The organism is Paenibacillus physcomitrellae (genome assembly GCF_002240225.1).
GTDB lineage: Bacteria > Bacillota > Bacilli > Paenibacillales > Paenibacillaceae > Fontibacillus > Fontibacillus physcomitrellae.
Window position 1 is genome coordinate 3,895,218 of the sequence record NZ_CP022584.1, and the last position, 17,883, is coordinate 3,913,100.

General features: G+C 53.5%; 18 protein-coding genes. 14 read left to right on the forward strand and 4 right to left on the reverse strand.

What is annotated here, in order from left to right; genetic code table 11:
* Positions 1-61: 61 nt before the first annotated feature.
* Both CBE73_RS17490 and CBE73_RS17495 read right to left on the reverse strand, forming a co-directional pair.
* Entirely contained in the window at positions 62-643 is a 582-nt protein-coding gene (locus CBE73_RS17490; RefSeq protein ID WP_157739612.1) for a winged helix-turn-helix domain-containing protein, read from the reverse strand.
* 156 nt (positions 644-799) lie between these two features.
* Entirely contained in the window at positions 800-2,167 is a 1,368-nt protein-coding gene (locus CBE73_RS17495; protein ID WP_157739613.1) for an MFS transporter, read from the reverse strand.
* Positions 2,168-2,415: 248 nt separating this feature from the next.
* Here CBE73_RS17495 and CBE73_RS17500 point away from each other — a divergent pair, with 248 nt between their 5' ends.
* The 8 genes from CBE73_RS17500 to CBE73_RS17535 all read left to right on the forward strand — a co-directional run bounded on the left by CBE73_RS17500 (position 2,416) and on the right by CBE73_RS17535 (position 11,094).
* Entirely contained in the window at positions 2,416-3,363 is a 948-nt protein-coding gene (locus tag CBE73_RS17500) for a VOC family protein (protein WP_094095321.1), read from the forward strand.
* Positions 3,364-3,502: 139 nt separating this feature from the next.
* Entirely contained in the window at positions 3,503-4,783 is a 1,281-nt protein-coding gene (ilvA, locus tag CBE73_RS17505; RefSeq protein WP_094095322.1) for a threonine ammonia-lyase IlvA, read from the forward strand.
* A gap of 255 nt (positions 4,784-5,038) precedes the next feature.
* Positions 5,039-5,437, forward strand: a complete 399-nt coding sequence (locus tag CBE73_RS17510; RefSeq protein ID WP_094096386.1) for a GntR family transcriptional regulator — start codon at positions 5,039-5,041, stop codon at positions 5,435-5,437.
* Positions 5,427-6,173, forward strand: a complete 747-nt coding sequence (locus CBE73_RS17515; protein ID WP_094096387.1) for an ABC transporter ATP-binding protein — start codon at positions 5,427-5,429, stop codon at positions 6,171-6,173. Before CBE73_RS17510 ends, CBE73_RS17515 begins: the two co-directional genes overlap by 11 nt.
* On the forward strand, positions 6,170-6,913 hold the full coding sequence (locus CBE73_RS17520; RefSeq protein ID WP_094095323.1) for a hypothetical protein: 744 nt from the start codon (positions 6,170-6,172) through the stop codon (positions 6,911-6,913). The genes CBE73_RS17515 and CBE73_RS17520 overlap by 4 nt, the downstream gene beginning before the upstream one ends.
* A gap of 197 nt (positions 6,914-7,110) precedes the next feature.
* Positions 7,111-8,034: a LysR family transcriptional regulator gene (locus tag CBE73_RS17525; protein WP_094095324.1), complete on the forward strand. Its 924-nt coding sequence runs from the start codon at positions 7,111-7,113 to the stop codon at positions 8,032-8,034.
* Positions 8,035-8,422: 388 nt separating this feature from the next.
* Positions 8,423-9,673, forward strand: a complete 1,251-nt coding sequence (locus tag CBE73_RS17530; RefSeq protein ID WP_094095325.1) for a M20 family metallopeptidase — start codon at positions 8,423-8,425, stop codon at positions 9,671-9,673.
* Positions 9,673-11,094 carry a YfcC family protein gene (locus CBE73_RS17535; RefSeq protein WP_094095326.1) on the forward strand — a complete coding sequence of 474 codons (1,422 nt, stop codon included), beginning with the start codon at positions 9,673-9,675 and terminating at the stop codon, positions 11,092-11,094. The genes CBE73_RS17530 and CBE73_RS17535 overlap by 1 nt, the downstream gene beginning before the upstream one ends.
* 199 nt (positions 11,095-11,293) lie before the next feature.
* Here CBE73_RS17535 and CBE73_RS17540 read toward each other — a convergent pair whose 3' ends face one another.
* Positions 11,294-11,980 carry a DUF1129 family protein gene (locus tag CBE73_RS17540; RefSeq protein WP_157739614.1) on the reverse strand — a complete coding sequence of 229 codons (687 nt, stop codon included), beginning with the start codon at positions 11,978-11,980 and terminating at the stop codon, positions 11,294-11,296.
* Between the two features lie 338 nt (positions 11,981-12,318).
* Here CBE73_RS17540 and CBE73_RS17545 point away from each other — a divergent pair, with 338 nt between their 5' ends.
* A complete protein-coding gene (locus tag CBE73_RS17545) occupies positions 12,319-12,531 on the forward strand; it encodes a hypothetical protein (protein ID WP_094095328.1) in 213 nt (70 codons plus the stop codon).
* Positions 12,532-12,629: 98 nt separating this feature from the next.
* Here the strand turns inward: CBE73_RS17545 and CBE73_RS17550 are convergent, their stop codons facing one another.
* Positions 12,630-13,601, reverse strand: coding sequence for a hypothetical protein (locus tag CBE73_RS17550; protein ID WP_094095329.1), 972 nt, complete (start codon positions 13,599-13,601; stop codon positions 12,630-12,632).
* A gap of 194 nt (positions 13,602-13,795) precedes the next feature.
* Here CBE73_RS17550 and CBE73_RS17555 point away from each other — a divergent pair, with 194 nt between their 5' ends.
* The 5 genes from CBE73_RS17555 (at position 13,796) to CBE73_RS17570 (ending at position 17,869) form a co-directional block, all read left to right on the forward strand.
* Positions 13,796-14,626 carry an alpha/beta hydrolase gene (locus tag CBE73_RS17555; protein ID WP_094095330.1) on the forward strand — a complete coding sequence of 277 codons (831 nt, stop codon included), beginning with the start codon at positions 13,796-13,798 and terminating at the stop codon, positions 14,624-14,626.
* A gap of 145 nt (positions 14,627-14,771) precedes the next feature.
* Positions 14,772-15,566 (forward strand): DODA-type extradiol aromatic ring-opening family dioxygenase, encoded by a 795-nt coding sequence (locus tag CBE73_RS17560; protein ID WP_094095331.1) that lies wholly within the window; start codon positions 14,772-14,774, stop codon positions 15,564-15,566.
* Between the two features lie 163 nt (positions 15,567-15,729).
* Positions 15,730-15,852: a hypothetical protein gene (locus CBE73_RS22595; protein ID WP_280522995.1), complete on the forward strand. Its 123-nt coding sequence runs from the start codon at positions 15,730-15,732 to the stop codon at positions 15,850-15,852.
* A gap of 102 nt (positions 15,853-15,954) precedes the next feature.
* Entirely contained in the window at positions 15,955-17,058 is a 1,104-nt protein-coding gene (locus CBE73_RS17565; protein ID WP_229752877.1) for a DUF3048 domain-containing protein, read from the forward strand.
* 196 nt (positions 17,059-17,254) lie between these two features.
* Complete coding sequence (locus CBE73_RS17570; RefSeq protein WP_094095332.1) at positions 17,255-17,869, forward strand: DUF47 domain-containing protein; 615 nt, start codon at positions 17,255-17,257, stop codon at positions 17,867-17,869.
* Positions 17,870-17,883: the final 14 nt, after the last annotated feature.

A 17,883-nucleotide genomic window follows, 5' to 3' on the forward strand; every position in this document is an offset into this window, starting at 1 on the left:
AAGCCGCCGGCAGTCTGATTGATCAGACCGCCGGCGGCTGTTCATTTTTCATAGGCTTGGATTATTCCTTGGAGGTGTCTTCTTTCTCTACTGCATCTTCTTTAATTAAGGAGAGAAATAGTTCATGATAATAAACATTTTCGCCTTTGCGGCGGGAGACGTACGGCTGAATTAAAGCTTCAAAGTCCCTCATGAGCTGGGCCGCTTCCTCTTCGGTCAGGTAGACGGTGTTGTGGGTCAGCTGACCGGATGCTTTTTTGGTGCCGTCAATGCTGTCCAGAAATTTGCGTTTGTTCATCTCGTACATTTCGTTGATCAGCTTCTGTGTTTCGGACAGATAAACCTGATTTAAAGCAGGTTCAATATCCTTATGCTTTAAGCGGATTTCTCCTTGAAAGGCTTCGTAGTATTTGGCGATAATGCCGTTGATCTCACGGGTTTCCACGACCGTCAGGAGTCCGATATTCTCCATTTTCTTGACATGATAATAGACCTTGGAGGGCACTTCGCCCATGGCATCGGCAACTTCCTTGGCTGTGGAAGGCCGACCGAGCTTGTTAAAGGTATGAAATATTTTGAGCCGGTAGGGATCGGAATAAACCTTGATCTCCTCCGGTGTTTTTAATTCCAGGGACTTCCTCATCTCGCAGCACCTCATATTCGCTTTCGCCGCCCATCCAAATGCAGCGATCCCGGTTTGTCATTCTTTTCATTATATCGGAGGGGAGGGAGGAATACAAAGGAAAACAGGAGAGAGAAGGACTGCTTAGGCCCTCCCCGATTTAAACTTTCTCATCTGCTAAATCCGCCGAAACGCCTTATTAGGCAGCAGACAAAGCGCAACCACGACTATCATAATCCCCATGGCCGCATACAGCATGGGCACGGGAATGAAATCGGCGGCAAAGCCGCTTAAGGTGGCGCCAAGCGGCATGGCGCTTAAAGCAACCATACTGATTAAAGCCGAAATGCGGCCCAGAATTGCTCCGGGGGTGACCTCCATGACGTAGGAGCGGAGCGGGACGGAAGCCATGCTGACGGAGACGCCGAGCAAAGCCATCAGCAGGGCGGCGAGACCCCAAGCCAACTGACTGTGCAGCATAGGTGGGAATGAGAGCAGGGCCATGCTGCAGCCGAGCAGCAGGAAGGAGGTGAGGATCAGCGTGCTTTTTCGAAAATGGTCTCCCCACTTAGCCAAGCAAAGCCCGGATAAGATCATGCCGCAGGTTAAGCTGACGCCGAGGACGCTCAGCATGCCTGCATCCGCGTGCAGATGCTCCTTAACATATACGGTCTGGAGCACGTTGATCGGCGCCAAACCGAAGTTGACGATGCCGGCCAGCAGGATGGACGTGAAGATGAACAAATTGCCTCTTACGTAGGCGAACCCTTCTCTCAAATCGGACACATACCTCTTGATAGCGGAGCGGGCACGAGAAGGCTGACGGGTTACGGAAGAAGTGCTTCTGTTATCAGGAACAGAGGGACTAGAGGGAATTGGTTCATCAGCGGGTAAAGCTGAATGGGTTGAATGGGCCGAACGGACAAAACCGAGCAGTAAACCCGACAGCAGGAAGGTGGCGGCGTCCACCCACAAGGCACCCGTACTCCCGAAGAAGGCGATGATCCCGCCGGCGGCGGCCAGACCGATCAGCTCTGCGCTCTGCGCGACCGAGCCGGACAAGGAGTTGCCCTTAAGCAGCTGGAATTTGCCGAGGATGGAGGGAATCCAGGCATTTTCCGCCGGGGAGGTGAAAGCTTCCAGAGACGAGATCAGCAGCGTAAATAGGAACAAATGCCAGACTTCCAACTGTCCGGTCAAATAAAGCAGGCCCGTCAGGAAAACGATCGTTCCGCGACCGTAGTCGGCGGCGATGACGATGATTTTTTTCGGCCAGCGGTCCACAAAGACGCCTGTAAAGATACTTAGTACGATAGCAGGAAGGGTATTGACCGCAAACAGGGTGCCCATCAGGAGCTTGGAGCCGGTCAGCATGTAAACGATCCAGCTGTAGGCAATGGCGTCGACGGAATCGCCAAATCGGGAAATCGCCTTGGCGCAGAGGAGCAGAAGGAAATCTTTATTTTTGGACAAAGGGATTGCTTCAGTTGCCGGGGAAGCAGAGGATAAGGCCGGTGCAGCAGCCTGGGCGGCCCGCTCATTCATGTTTATACACCTCATCATTCAATTTTTATTAACGTTAAAATAATTTAAACGTTAATCATATTTTAACGATGAGATGCAAATTTGCAATCCTTTTTTTGAAATTTGGGCGGGGTGCGGGGAGAACAGCTGTCGAACCCGATCTTTTTTCCCGGAATGTACGTAGTAAGAGGTTTATCTTATAATAAGAGTTATAGGTTTTAAGAACCATAAAATGGGAAAATGGAATGGAATGCCGAGGAGGATTCGGATTGCTTAAAACGGCTGGTATTCACCATATCACGGCTTACGCGCAGGACGTTCAGTCCAGCGTTGACTTCTATGCAGGACTTCTGGGACTGCGGCTGATCAAACAAACGGTTCATTTTGAAGCCCCGGATGTTTATCATTTGTATTTCGGCAACGAATTCGGCCAGCCGGGCACGATTCTGTCTTTGTTATGCCGGGAGGATTTCCCTGCGGGCAGGCTGGGCGGAGGCCAGGTGGGCGTTATCGTATTTATGGTGCCTGCGGGCGGACTGCTGTTTTGGCGCCAAAGGTTGAAAAAGTACAAAATCGACTTCATGGAAACCCGCCGATTTGGGAGGGATTATGTCCGTTTCACCGATCTGAGCGGGATGCTGATTGATCTGGTGGAGCTTGAGGCTGGAGCCGTTCCGGCGGCTGTCCGGAGCACGGCTCAGGGTCCGATTCCAGAGGCTTATGCGATCCGCGGCATCGACGGGGTGCTGCTGTTCAGCCGCAAGCCGGATCAGACGGCGGATGTGCTGGAGCTTGTGCTTGGCCTGCTCTACAAGGGCAGTGAAGAAGGGATAGCCCGGTATGAGACCCATGGAGGACTGGGCAGCCGGATCGATTTGAGCATCGAGCCGATTCCGGCCGGGACGGCTGGCGCTGGTGTTGTGCAGCATTTAGCCTGGTGCACCAGCGATGCCAGCGAACAGATTTTGTGGCAGGAGCAGCTGAAGGAAAGCGGGCTTGATCCGACGCCGGCGATCAACATGGAGTATTACAAGACGGTGAGGTTCCGCGAGCCTGGCGGGATTCTTTTTCAGATGGCGACGGAGGTTCCCGGCTTTCAAACGGATGAAACGGCAGGCGAGCTGGGCCGGGAGCTGATGCTGCCAGACAAGCTGGAAATGCAGAGATCGTCCATTGAGCGAAGACTGCCGGAATTTCAACTGCGCGAGTTTAGCTAGGATAATAGGGATAATAAGGCCATGATCGGCAAAAGAAACTTCCCCTGCTGTCCACCCGAGGTGGTACAATAGGAGTATTAAGCAAACAAGGTGCAGCAAATCGAATATATTATCAGAAAAGCGGAGTGTGGAGACCAAGATGAAACAGACAGACAAACCGAAGACCGCCTCTTCCGCGTCTGTGGGCATGGAAGATATCGTACGGGCGCATCACGTGCTGCGCGAGGTAATCGTGCGGACCCCGCTGCAGCGGGATGCCGTCTTATCGGCGAAATACGACTGCAATGTGTATTTGAAGAGAGAGGACCTGCAAATCGTCCGTTCTTTCAAAATCCGCGGAGCCTATAATATGATCCGGAGCTTGACTCCGGAGGAGAGCGCCCGCGGCATTGTCTGCGCTAGCGCGGGGAATCACGCGCAGGGCTTCGCTTTTTCCTGCAATGCGCTTGGGATCCAGGGGAAAATCTACATGCCGGCTACGACGCCTAACCAGAAGGTGACTCAGGTGAAACGTTTTGGCGGGAAACATGTCGAGGTGATCCTGACGGGGGATACGTACGACGATGCTTACGAGGAATCGATGAAGGCCTGCCGCGAACAGGGCATGACGTTTATTCACCCGTTCGATAATGAGAAAATTGTAGCCGGCAACGGGACGATCGGCATGGAGATTATGGAGGATTTGAAGCAGCCTGCCGATTTCGTGTTCGTGACCATTGGCGGCGGCGGTTTGGTGTCCGGTGTAGGTGCTTATATGAAAATGGTTGCCCCTACCACCAAAGTGATCGGGGTTGAACCTCTTGGTGCGGCTTCGATGACGGAAGCGCTGAAGCAGGACAAGGTCGTTACGCTGGATTCGATCGACAAGTTCGTTGACGGTGCAGCGGTTAAACGGGTCGGGGATCTGAACTTTGAAATCGCCAAAACCGTGCTGGACGATGTGATCAAGGTACCGGAAGGCAAAGCCTGCACCACCATCCTGGAGCTCTACAACGAAAATGCGATCGTCGTCGAACCTGCAGGTTCGCTGCCTGTGGCAGCTCTCGACATGTACCGCGAGCAGATTAAAGGCAAGACAGTCGTCTGCGTCATTAGCGGCGGCAACAACGATATCGACCGGATGCAGGAAATGAAGGAGCGTTCGCTGATTTATGAGGGGCTGAAGCATTATTTTATGGTCAATTTCCCTCAGCGGGCGGGAGCGCTGCGCGAATTTCTTGCGGATATTTTGGGGCCGAATGATGACATTACGCGGTTTGAATATACGAAGAAAAACAACAAGGAAAACGGTCCGGCGCTTGTCGGCATCGAGCTGATGAACAAGGAAGACTATCTTCCGCTCATCCGCCGCATGGAAGCCAAGGGCATTCCGTATACGGAGCTGAACCGTGACCTGAATTTGTTTAACCTGCTGATTTAAGCGGAATAGACAGGTAAATTGATAGGTGAATAGACAGGTAAATTGGAAAGAGACGAAGAAGGACAGAACCAGCTGGGGGCAGTTGACCAGGCTGGAGCTGTTCTTTTTTTGCGTCCAAAGCTTTTTTCCAGAATAATCATCATTCACTCTTTACATGCATACATTATTAGTGTACTATTTAACTATAACACTGACACGATAATACAGAAGATGATGAAACATCATCCGGCAACGGAAGAAAGGGGCGGCGAGCAGATGAGCCTGGAATTTGATAACAACACACCGATCTATCTGCAGATCATGAATTACTTCAAGCGGCAGATCGTAAATGGAAGCCTTGCGCCCGGAGATAAAATTCCATCCGTACGGGAGCTGGCAGCCGAGCTGCAGATTAATCCGAATACCATCCAGCGGACTTTTCAGGAGCTGGAACGGGAAGAGATCGTAGAGACCCGGCGCGGACTGGGGAGATTCGTGACAAGTGAGGGATCGAAGATTATGGAGATCAAGAAAGAGATGGCCGGCGACCTGCTGGAGAAGTTTGTTCAGGGGATGAAGGAGCTGGGCTTCGCGGACAGGGACATTGTGTCCATAGTGTCAGAAGCTGTAGCGTATGAAGGTAAGGGGGAGAACCATGAACGCCATGAATCATGAGGCAGCGAATCTAAATACCCGGGCACAGCTTTCGGACGGTAAGCCCATCCTGAGTATCAGACAGGTATCCAAAAGCTACGGGAGCAAGCAGGCGTTAAACAATATCACCTTTGACATTGAGCCGGGCCACATTGTAGGGCTTCTCGGCACGAATGGCAGCGGTAAAAGCACGCTGATGAGAATCGCCGCGGGACTGGTGCAGCCAAGCGCCGGATCGGCGCAGGTATGCGGGGAGCCGATTGGCATCCGAACCAAAGGGATGGTCTCCTTCATGCCGGATGTGCCGGTGACCGAGGATTGGATGAAGGTGCAGGACGCGATCAGCTACTACCGTGATTTCTATGCTGACTTTGACAAAGCGAAGGCGTCCGAAATGCTGCAGTTCATGAAGTTAAATCCGCGCGACCGGGTAAACTCCTTGTCCAAAGGGATGCTGGAGCGGCTGCAGCTGACCCTTGCGTTGTCCCGCAGAGCGCGCCTTTATTTGCTGGATGAGCCGATCGGCGGCGTCGATCCGGTGGCCCGCGGCAAAATACTGGATGCGATTCTTGAGTTCTATGATGAAGACAGCAGCATTGTGATTACGACCCATTTGGTACGGGATATCGAGCGGATTTTTGATCAGGTGGCGTTGATCCGGAACGGGGAACTGGTGCTGATGGACGAAGTGGAGACGCTGCGGACGAAGACGGGAAAAAGCGTTGACGAATTATTTAGAGAGGTGTTTGCCGAATGATCCGTTTGCTCAAATACGATTGGAAAAGAAATGCAGTGTTCCTGCTAAGCGCTTTGGCTTTGTTTGTCATCCTTGAGATTGCGACAGAGCTGTTTATAGACAATCAGGAGGAGGCCCTGGTTCTGTCATTCATAGGATATTTCTCGGCGGCGGTCATTATTGTTGTAGTCACCATTAGATCTTATGCTCGTAATATTATCTCGGCCAGCCGGCGTATGCTGCCGGTAGGCAGCCTGCAGCATATTTTATCCCCTTTGGTGATGGGACTGCTGGGGGCTTTAATCCTCGGTTTGGTGTTTCTGTTCCACTACTCGGTAAGCGGCATGTTCAAGTCGTATCCTCCGTTTGATGCGCTGCTTGATGTCAATCCGGGCAAAATGGTGCTGATAGCTGCTGCAAGTCTTGAGGCAGCGATGTTCCAGCTGCTCATCTTCTTCCTGGCTTATACAATTGGCCGCAGCTTCCACACCAAAGGAAGAGCTGCAATTATGGTAATCTCCTTTCTAATCCTTCAGAATGGACTGGATTGGCTCGAGAGTGCTCTTAAGTTACCGCAATTCGGATGGATACAGTATGGATTGTACAACGAATCAAATTCTTCGGCTTCCGTAATCCCCGATATTTTAAATTCGTATAGCCTGGGTTCCTTGTACGGTTCGACGGTATTTGAACTGATCGTCAGCGTGATCATGATTGTGGTTATGGTCAAGCTGCTGGATAAGCGGGTGGAAACGAAATAAGAGGCCGCGATAGGGCAGAACGCTTAAAGCTGGATCGAACTTCTATAGCCAGATCGGGCTAACAGACAAAAAAGAACAAGGAGCATTTTTCCAGCGGGCTCAAACGCCCACGGAAATGCTCCTTTTGTGTTTCCACTGCGGGCTTATCCGTGGTAGTCTAAGGGACAAGAATGACGATTCGGAAGGGGAACAGGAACATGGATGAGAAAGACGCCGCCATGCTGCGTTATCTGGCAGAGGGACAAAGCCTGACCCGGACAGCAGAACGGCTGTATGTAACACAGCCCGCGCTTACCTACCGGCTCCAGCAGATGGAGCGGGAATTCGGCGTGCCGCTGATCGTCAAGCATGCCAGAGGAACGCATCTGACTCCGGAGGGAGAAGCGCTTGCCGCCCATGCGCGCAGAATGAGTGAAGAGCTGGCCCGGGTGAAGGACGAGCTGCAGGGTATGCGGGGCCGGATTAAAGGCACTCTCAGGCTGGGCGTATCCAGTTATTTTGGACTGTATATGCTGCCGCCGCTGCTGAAGAAATTCCGGGATTTGTATCCCGAGGTGCAGTTTGATGTGACGTGCGCGCTCAGCTCGGAAGTGATGGAGCTGCTCCACGGACGCGAGATTCATCTTGGCATTGTGCGCGGGGATTATCCTTGGCCGGAGGGACGGCGTCTTCTGCATGACGAGCCGATTTGTCTGATCGCTGAACAACAGCTTGACCTTGCAGGCCTTCCTGCTTTGCCGCTGATCCAATATTCCGACCCGAGGGGCGGAGCCGCGCGGCAGACGCCTTCCTCTTTCGTGCAGGACATTCAGGCCTGGTGGAGAGAACGTTACGACGAGCCGCCGCATGTGGTGATGAAGGTGGATGCCTATGAGACCTGCCGGGAAATGGTCAAGCATGGATTGGGTTATTCGTTTGTTCCCCGCGTGTTTGTGCCCCGGGGAAGCGGGCTGTACACGCATGAGCTTGCGCGTCTGGACGGAACGCCGCTGAGGCGGAGTACGTGGATGCTGTACCGTGAACCGTCCTTGGAGCTTGCAACGGTCAGCCGGTTTATTGCTTTTATGCAGGAGGAGCACGGTGAAGGCGGCCATGCCTTTGAAGCGGCCAGAGGGGACTGACTGATCTGTGGAGGCGGATCAAGGGACTGATCTGGAGTTGAACTAGGAGACTGATCTAGTTTAGGAGCCTGGTCAAAGAGACGTAAAACTCAGGTGTTTTGACGGCTGTGTGATAAAAGCTAAAGCGGGCTTGTTTTTTGTCAGGTGCCTTTCCAGGGGGAGGGCGCTTTTTTGTTTTCCTAGGATTTGCAGCTTACATAAAATATTTTTAAGTTTGATACGAAAAAATATTAATTTTACTTATCCATCTAAAGAACTTAATATAATTCATAAAAATGAATAAATATACGGACGGATAATCAAGCGGAAAACAAGAAGTCAAAAACAAAGAGGGATAACCAAGCATAGAAATAGCTTGTCCCATCGAGAACAAAGGAAGGTTAACAGCATGCCGAACAAGGTGCCGAACAAGGAACAGAAGCAGAAAATTGAACAAGCCGTACATGCAATCGATGAACAGCTGCGCGCGATCGCCAAGGAAATCCATGCCGATCCGGAGCTCAGCTTTCATGAATACCGGGCCCAGCGCAGGCTGACTGCACCGCTTGAGGAGGCGGGATTTGTCATAGAAACCGGACTGGCCGGATTGGAAACGTCGTTCCGGGCCAGCTGGAGCGGCAGCGGGGCAGAAGGCGCGTCAGACGTGGAAGGCGAGAGCGGCGGGAAAGGCGCGGCAGGCGGACCAACGATCGCCCTGCTGGCGGAATATGACGCGCTGCCGGGTGTAGGCCATGCCTGCGGGCATAACCTGATCGGCACCTCCGCCATAGGTGCGGCGCTGGCTCTGAAAGCAGCGTGTCCGGATTTGCCCGGACGGATCGTCGTGCTCGGCACGCCTGCCGAAGAAGAAGGCGGAGGCAAGATCATCATGAGCGAAGCGGGCATCTTTGATGACGTGGACGCGGTCATGATGTGCCATCCGCAGGAGAAAACGATGGTGCTGCGCGGCGGACTCGCCTGCGTGGACGCTACGTTTACGTTCCATGGCAAGCAGGCGCATGCCTCGTCGTCGCCGGAACGCGGGATCAGCGCGCTGGACGCTATGATCAACGCTTTTGTGGCGATCAACTCGATCCGCCAGTTCGTGAAGGATGACGTTCGTATCCACGGCATCATTACCAAAGGCGGGGATGCGCCGAACGTCGTGCCGGAGCTGTGCGAGGCGGTGTTCATCCTGCGGGCGGCTACGGTTGACGGTCTGAAGACGGTGCGCGAGAAGGTCTACCGCGCCGTGCGGAGCGCGGCTGAAGGCGTGGGCGCCGAGGTCGAAATCGCCGAAGGGCTGATTTACGCGGAGCGCAACAACAACAAAGCGCTGGCCGGATTGTTCCGCGGCAACCTGGAGGCGATGGGTCTTGAAGTCAGCGATCCGCCGCAGAGCGGAGGCGTGGGCTCTTCGGATATCGGCAATGTCAGCCGGGTAACGGCTGCTATTCACCCGTATATCCGCCTTGGGGATGCGGGAACGCATACCCCGGAATTTGCGGCGCTGGCCGGCGGAGAAGCCGGCATGCTTTATTTGAACCAGGCGGCTCGGGCGCTTGCCCTTACTGCCTATGATCTGATTGCCGATCCGCAGGCGCTGCAGCGGGTGCGGGAAGAGTTTGAAGCCTGGAAGCTGGAAGGAGAGCAAACCTGATGAATGTAGAAACCCAAACCTCAAACGTAAAGCCGCGCAAGCGGTTCAAGATGCCTCATACCTTCGTTATTCTCGTAGTATTAGTGCTTGTCGGCGCGGCGCTTACTTATCTGATTCCTGCCGGTGAATTTGACCGTGCCGAAGATCCGGTGACAGGGGACACCCTGGTGGTTCCTGGTTCTTATCACCACGTAGAGAACAACCCGGTGAGCCTGTTCGGCATTCCGAAAGCGATTGTGCACGGGATGGTGGATTCGGCGGATGTCGTCTTTTTCATCCTGATTATCGGCGGAGCGTTCCAGGTGATCACAGCCACAGGGACGATTGAGGCGGTGACGGGACGGGTGGCCCGCAAGTTTGCCGACAAAGGCAGATGGGTCATACCGATCTTCATTACGCTGTTTTCGGTCGGCGGTTTTACGATGGGCATGTCCACCGAGGTTATGGTCTTCGTGCCGATCGGCATCGCGATTGCCCGGGCGCTCGGCTTCGATGCGCTGACAGGAACGGCCATGATCACGCTTGGTGCAGCCTGCGGATTCACTGCAGGGGTTCTGAACCCTTTTAACGTCGGGCTTGCCCAAGCGATCGCCGAGATTCCGATCTTCTCCGGCGCCGGCCTGCGGATCGTCCTGCTTGTCTGCCTGATTGTGGTGACCAGCTTGTATCTGGTGCGTTATGCCGGCCGTGTTCGGAAAGACGCTTCGCAAAGTCTGGTTTACGATATGGAAAAAGAAGCGGCAGGCGAACCGATTGATTTCTCAAGTCTGCCTGCCATGAAGCTTAAGCATTATTTGACGATCTTGACCGTTATCGCCGGTTTTGCCATTCTGATCTGGGGCGTATCCAAGCTTGGCTGGTGGATGGAAGAGCTGGCGGCCCTGTTCCTGACGATGGGCGTTATATCCGGATTCTGTGCCGGCTTTGGACCGAGCCGGATTGCATCCGAGTTTGTTAAAGGGGCAAGCGCCATCACGTACGGAGCGCTTATTATCGGCCTGGCCCGCGGCATTATGGTTACGCTGGATCAAGGCAACGTGATTGATACGGTGGTTTACGGGCTGTCCACGCTGGTCGGCTGGCTGCCGGGTTCAGTACAGGTGCTTGGCATGTATCTGTTCCAGAACGTAATGAATGTCTTTATTACGTCCGGCTCCGGCATGGCGGTCACCACGATGCCCATTATGGTGCCGCTGTCCGACCTGCTGGGCATCAGCCGTCAGACTACGGTGCTTGCTTACCAGCTGGGGGATGGCATCTCCAACATGATCCTGCCGACCTCGTCCGCGCTGATGGGCAGTCTCGCTGTATCCGGCATCCCTTACCAGAAGTGGGTCCGCTTCTTCTGGCCGATCATGGTCATGTGGCTGATCATCGGCGCTGTCTTCGTGCTTGTGGCCCGGGCGATGAACTATTCCTAATCTCAAACTAAGCCTATGAAACCTTAACGTTATTAAAAAAACAAGCAAAAAAGCAAATAAAAAGCCCTCTCCGGACCTTCCCGTCTTCCCCGAAACCTGATTAAGTCAGGCGAAGGGGAGGAGACAAGGGAAGAAGAGAGGGCTTTTCTTTTTTGGCAAACTGGCGGACTTAATACTTAACAATATGAAGACTGCATCTTCATCCTCTGCGCGGCCGGCGCAGGAAATAAAACTGCCCGACAAAACCAACCGCAAAAATAATCAGGCTTGTCCAGGGACTGACGGTAAACGAAGGCAGCATCTGCCGGAGCATGATATAAAACGCGATAATAACGACCGCTGCGCCTATAGACAGCACGAAAGTCTTGATATCAGCCTTGAGCGTCCGTTGTCCGCCAGGGTTCTTCTCTTTATCCGGCGAGCCGAGGAAACGGGTGATCATTACGACCAGCAGAATCGAACCCGCCGCAATCAGCAGAAGAGACGTCGTATTGATTGTCATTTCCCCTTGTCCGCCCTTCGACCACTTGCTAAAGAAACCTAACACCATATAGATGAAAAATACCCACGTTAAAGCGAGCCAGGGGATCATCGTGTAATATTTGACTTTATCTTTCGTCGTGCGCGGCCTGCGCATCTCCAGATCGGATAAAAGCTCCGCAGCGTAGACTTCAGGGTTATAGCCATAGGGTTCGAGAAAAGATTGTCCCAGCTTCTGATGCTTCAGCATCTGGCGGGCCGTATCCAGCAAGGCCTCCCGGGCTGCAGGCCCGTTGAATTCGCTCTCCTTGATGCGGCGGTCAACCTCGGCCAGAAACAGCCGGTTCGCTTCCGTCAGCTGTCCGCTGATCCGCTCGATTTCCTGTTCGGTTTTCTGCATGTTCATGAAAATTCTGATTCTCCTTCTGCCGCGGGCAGGCGGCCTCTTGCAAGTTTGGAATTTGTAACACCTATTGCCAATGTAGGGCCGGCAGAGCTTTGTCTTCCGCATCGGCGGAAGCAGCCCTCAATGCCCCGAGTATACTGTACGGGCCTGTCTGCCGCAAGAGCTGTGGGGGGATAATGAAGCGCTGCGCCCAAAATCCGGAGACTTTTGGACATTTGGTGACAAGAGAATAATTCAAGTTCATTCGCCCAACAATAGCCATGAAGCAGAGGCCGTGCCTGGAACAAATTCCAGTAACCAGGTGCGGCTGTCCAGCAGCAAATAGGAGGAGTGGGATAATGGAACGTTCAGGTGAAGAAATGACGCGGGCGATGCTCTTGAACAGCCAATCCCGCGGATCACTGGAGGAAGTGGCCGGAGAAGATGATCCGGTTGAATGGACAAGCCTGACTGGCGTAAATGCGGCCGACACGGGGGAAGAGGAGCCGTTTTATGCCCAGTGGGAAGGCCGGGATCTGACCCGGCAGATGTATCTTCAGTCTTACGACTAAAGATAAAGGAATGCCCTTGTTCGAGCAGAGGGCGGAAACTTGTATCGGTGAGTTCATTAAAGAACCGGCAGCCTTCGGGCCACCGGTTCTTATTTTGTTTACAGCTCTATAGGGAAATGGGATTTCCGGTATTGCTCAACATCCGAAGTCAGCTTGCCGTTGTTTGCTTTCACGACTTTCATGAAGGCGGCCAGCTCTGTCAGATAAGCACTGCTTGCCGGGTCCCGGTAGGTCAGCACAGCCTGATAGCCTTTGGAAGCATTCGGCTGGATCATTTTATGATCATAATCGAATAGCGGCGTATTAGACAGCCCGTAAAAGGTGTACAGCTTATAAAGGTTAAACAGACTGCGGATCTGCTGAGTCCGGTTGGAGGAAGGATAGCTCTGGATAAACTGCTCCTGCGCCACCGCACGCGCGGTGATCTGCTGATAGCCGATCGTGAGCGCGCCATCGCTGGCCGGAACCTGCCGGGATTCCTCCGCCATAATATCGATATAGGCCTGAATATCACGATTTACATACGGTCGGTAAACCTTGTAGGACTCATAATCTATAACCGGGTAAAAAGAACCCTCCGCTGTCCCCAGCTTATACCCGGCTGCTTCCGTTTCCTTCAGCAGGCTGCGCAGGGAAGAGCTGGTTGTGCGGGCGGCCAGAGAGGACAATGTATCGCCTCTCTTATAAAGCTTGACGATTTGGAGCTGAACCTTTGCGGCGGACAACTTATTCGTGTAACTTGGCAGCAGCCGTTTCTGCGCATTCTCGAGATGCAAAGTCATGAGTGTAGCCTCATAGGCATTCACTTCCGGAAGATGCTGCTTCAAATACGATACGGCCTGTACGAGCTGATCTTTGGCCAGCAGAGCCTCGTAACGGCCGTAGGTTTGGCTGTTAGCCGTTGACTGAGCTGAAGCGGACAAAGCGGCTGCCTCCTTAGGCAAAGCCGTAGCGGCCGTAGCTGTCCCATTATCGGCCGGTCCGGCTGCTCCACTTAGCGGGGCAGCGGCCAGACTGGCAGCCAGCAGGCAGACTGCCGGGAATGTGGACCTAATGGACTTGGTTATCATGTCATCAACCTCCAGTTTGGGTGCTTCCCTTTCTTACCCTTTAGACGATAATTGGAAAGGGAAGGTTGCGTTGACAAAGAGACTGGCGGAATGATATTATTAATTACAATTAAACAAATCGGAATTATAAGTTTTGGAGCTTTGAAGCTTGTTCCGTCCAAAATTTTTGGTTTGAGCTTGAAGGGGGAAACCGCATGGAGCGGCAGATTACGATAAAATACGGCAAGGAAACGATAGCCGCAAGCTTGCATTATCCAGCGGAAACGCCTTTGAAGGAGGGGCGCTGTAAAAACCGCGTACCTCTTGTGCTGATCTGCCACGGTTTTGTAGGCAGCCGGATCGGCGTGGACCGCCTGTTCGTTACGACGGCCAGAGAACTTGCGGACGCCGGTTATCTGGTCATCCGCTTCGATTATTTGGGCTGCGGGGAGAGTACGGGCAGCTACGGTCGGGAAGGCCTGGCTTCGATGGTGGCTCAAACGAAGGCGGTGCTGGATTACGGAATAAGCTGCAGCGATGTGGACCCGACGCAGGTGACCTTGATCGGACACAGCCTGGGCGGGGCAGCAGCGGTAGTAACGGCAGCGGCAGACCGGAGGGTGAAGAATCTGGTGCTCTGGTCGAGCGTCGGGTATCCGTTCAGCGATATTGTGAAGATTACAGGCCGTCAGCTGTATGACGATGCCGTGAAATTCGGGCATTCGGATTATCTCGGCTATGAGCTGACGCCAGTCTTTTTCGAGTCGCTGGCCGCTTATCAGCCGTTCCAGGAAGTGAGCAAATTCCAGGGCAATGTGCTGGTCGTTCACGGCACTTCCGATGATGTGATTCCGGTCGATTATGCGTTTCTGTACCAGAAGGTCCTTTGGACCCGCCATGAGGGACGCTGCGACAAGGAGATTATTTTTCAGGCCAATCATACGTATTCGAGCGGCGAGCACCGCGCCCAGCTGATCAAGACGACGAAAGAGTGGCTGGACGGACAGGAAACCCTGCAGACGCAGTGGCAGAACTGGATGATTTAATAGTATAGGGCGTCCCAGACGGGGCGCTTTTTTCGTTGCTGGTAATCAAGAGCCTTTATTGGTAGAAGGTTGCGAGTGGTAAAATAGACGGGGAAGCGATAGAATAAATATATATACACTATCAAGGGATAAGGAGGTGGCCCGGATGACGATGCCATCCTTATTTATCGCACACGGTTCTCCGATGCTGGCACTAGAAGACAGCGCATACACCGCTTATTTGCAGCGGCTGGGCCGTCGCCTGCCCGTCCCTAAGGCCATTGCCATTTTCTCGGCCCACTGGGATGATCCGCAGCAGCTGCTGACGGACGCTGACCGTTATGAAGCGATTCATGATTTTTACGGGTATCCTGAGGAGTTGTATCAAATTCGTTATTCGATTCCCGGCGACCGGAAGATTGCTTATGAAGTGCAGAACTTGTTTCAGCAAAGCAATCTGAAGTTCAAGACGGTGCCGGACCGCGGGCTGGATCATGGGGCCTGGGTCGTTCTAAGGCGGCTGTATCCGGATGCCGAAATCCCGGCGCTGGAGCTGTCGATCGATTCCAAACGTTCACCCATGGAGCAGTACGAAATCGGAAAAATGCTGGCCGCCCTTCGGGACAAAGGCGTGCTGATTATCGGCAGCGGAGCGCTGGTGCATAACCTTCGCTTATCCGGCGATAATGGCCCTGTGCCGCAGGTCGAAGCCTTCGATCAGTGGGTCAGCGACAAAATCAGTCAGTGGAACCTGTCCGAGCTGTTCCGTTTCGACAAGCTGGCGCCCAATGTGCGGGACGCGGTGCCTTCGTACGCCGCCGAGCATTTCTGCCCGCTGTTCTACGCTATGGGAGCGGCAGACAATGAACGGACGGCCAAACGGCTGTTCCAGGACCGCAGACCGGGAGCGCTGAACCTGGATGTCTGGCAGTTCGGGGGAACCGATCTCGGCGAGATCTAAGGAAGTCTGGTGAGATCGGCAAGGCTGACGTAAATTTTAAGGCAGATTCAAACATCAGGACAAACTATAAAACAGGCCGTATCCTAAGGGATGCGGCTTTTTTGATGTCGGGCATGGGCATAGGGATAGACATAAGAGCGTTTTTCGCTGAGCCCGGGACCCCATGCAGAAGGGAGTGAGGCAGGAGCAGCTGCGGCAGGGAGTGTGCGGCTTGGCTTGGGAATTGAGTGTGCAGGAGCAGAGGGCCGGGCTGCCGGTTCCAGTTGAGGGGAAGCAGGGAAGGTAAACCAGGATGAAACGCTTCGGTTTCCTATTAAACGGTTCCGGTACCGCCGTATTCCGCTATAATGGAACAATGACCCATTCAGGATCGAAGGAGGAAGTTCTATTGCCGAATCAGAATTGGAGAAAATGGTCCGCTGCCGCGGCGGTGTTCACAGCCGCGGCCTCGCTGCTGCTGTCCGCCTGCAGCTCGAAGCAGGCGGACGAGCCCGTGCCGTCGCAGCCGCCTGCGACGGAGTCACCGGCGCCGGACCTGGCGCCGTCCCCTTCGGCTTCCGCGCCAACGGGAGCCTATACGTCACCGCTGACCGGCCTTACGGCCGAAGAAGCGGTCAACAACCGGCCGGTCGCGGTGATGATCAACAACGCGCCGGCGGCCCGTCCGCAGTCTGGTCTGCAGGATGCGGACGTGGTGTACGAGGTGCTGGCCGAAGGCGGGATTACGCGCCTTGTGGCGATTTTTCAAAGCGCGGAAAGCGGCGGAGCGGCCAAGCTGGGGCCGGTGCGCAGCATCCGGCCTTACCTGATCGAGCTGGGCGAAAGCTACCACGGCGTGCTGGTGCACGCGGGCGGGAGCCCGGACGCCTATTCGATTCTGCAGTCCCAGCATAAAGAGGAGCTGGACGAAATCGGCAAAGCGGGCGCCTACTTCTGGCGGGACTCCGCCCGCAAAGCTCCGCACAATCTCTATACAAGTCTGGAGAAGCTGCGCGAAGGCGTGGACAAGTCCGGTTTCAAGGCGACTGACGACGCCGTTCCGGCCTATAGCTTTAGACAGGCGGATGAGCCGCTCACCGTAGGCGAAGCCGCGGCCGGTGTGCAGGTGAAATTTTTGCAGGAGAGCTATAAGGTGTCTTACCGTTACGATGCCGGGACGCAGCTTTATACGAGGTATATCGGCGACAAGGTGCATGCGGACAAGGAAACCGGCGAACCGCTGACGATGAGCAATGTCATCGTAATGGGGGCTGACCACAAGGTGCTGGATGATGTCGGGCGGCTGAGCGTGGATCTGGCCGCGGGCGGCAAAGCGCTGCTGCTCCAGCGGGGCAGGGTCATAACAGGGCAGTGGGTCCACAACCAAAACGATGTGATCCGGTTCGTAAAGGATGGCACCGAGGTACCGCTGTACCCGGGAAAAACGTACTTCAATATCGTGCCGAACAGTCCCGATTTCGACAGTCATATTCAAATTCTGGAAGGCCTGTGATGCATGGAAAGTCCTCTTTTTACTAATATTAGGGATAGCAGGTACTAGATGGGGTAATGTTAATTAAATATTGTCTGAAAGTTTTTAATAATGCGTTTACATAACCTTTACAATACGTCTTTCAGGTTGGTAAGATAACAAGGGTTGTCATCAATAGAGCTATTTCATCAAATTATTTGAAAAAGGGGATATCCAGGTGAGAGTCAAGAAGAAGGATATTTTTTTCCAGACACTCGAAAATATGGCGGATACAATTGTACAAGCCGCTGACTATTTTACGGCAAACGTTTCGGATTTCGACAATATTTCCGATTTTGCCAAAGCTATGAAAGAGTTTGAGAAGAAGTGCGACGAGTTTGTGCATACGACCATTAAAGAATTGAACAAAACGTTTATTACGCCTATTGAACGCGATGACATTATGGGTCTGGTCACAACCATGGACGACGTCATTGACGGACTCGAAGCCACAGTATCCCGTTTCTATATGTATCATTTGGGCAATCCGGATAAATATATCGTGCAGTTCGGTGAAATTCTGCGCAATTCCGCTTATGAAATCCAGAAGGCCGTACACCTGCTCTCTTCGAAAAAGCTGCTGGCGATCCGTGAACACACGATCCGCCTGAACGATCTGGAGAACCAGGGCGACGAGCTTCTTCGCATCTGCATCAACGAGCTGTTCCAATCGGTGACCGATCCGATCGAGCTGATCAAGAAAAAAGAAATCTACGAGCGTCTTGAGACGACGACGGATGCCTGCGAGCACGTAGCTAACATGCTGGAATCCATTATCATGCGCAATTCGTAAGGGGCGTTGACAAA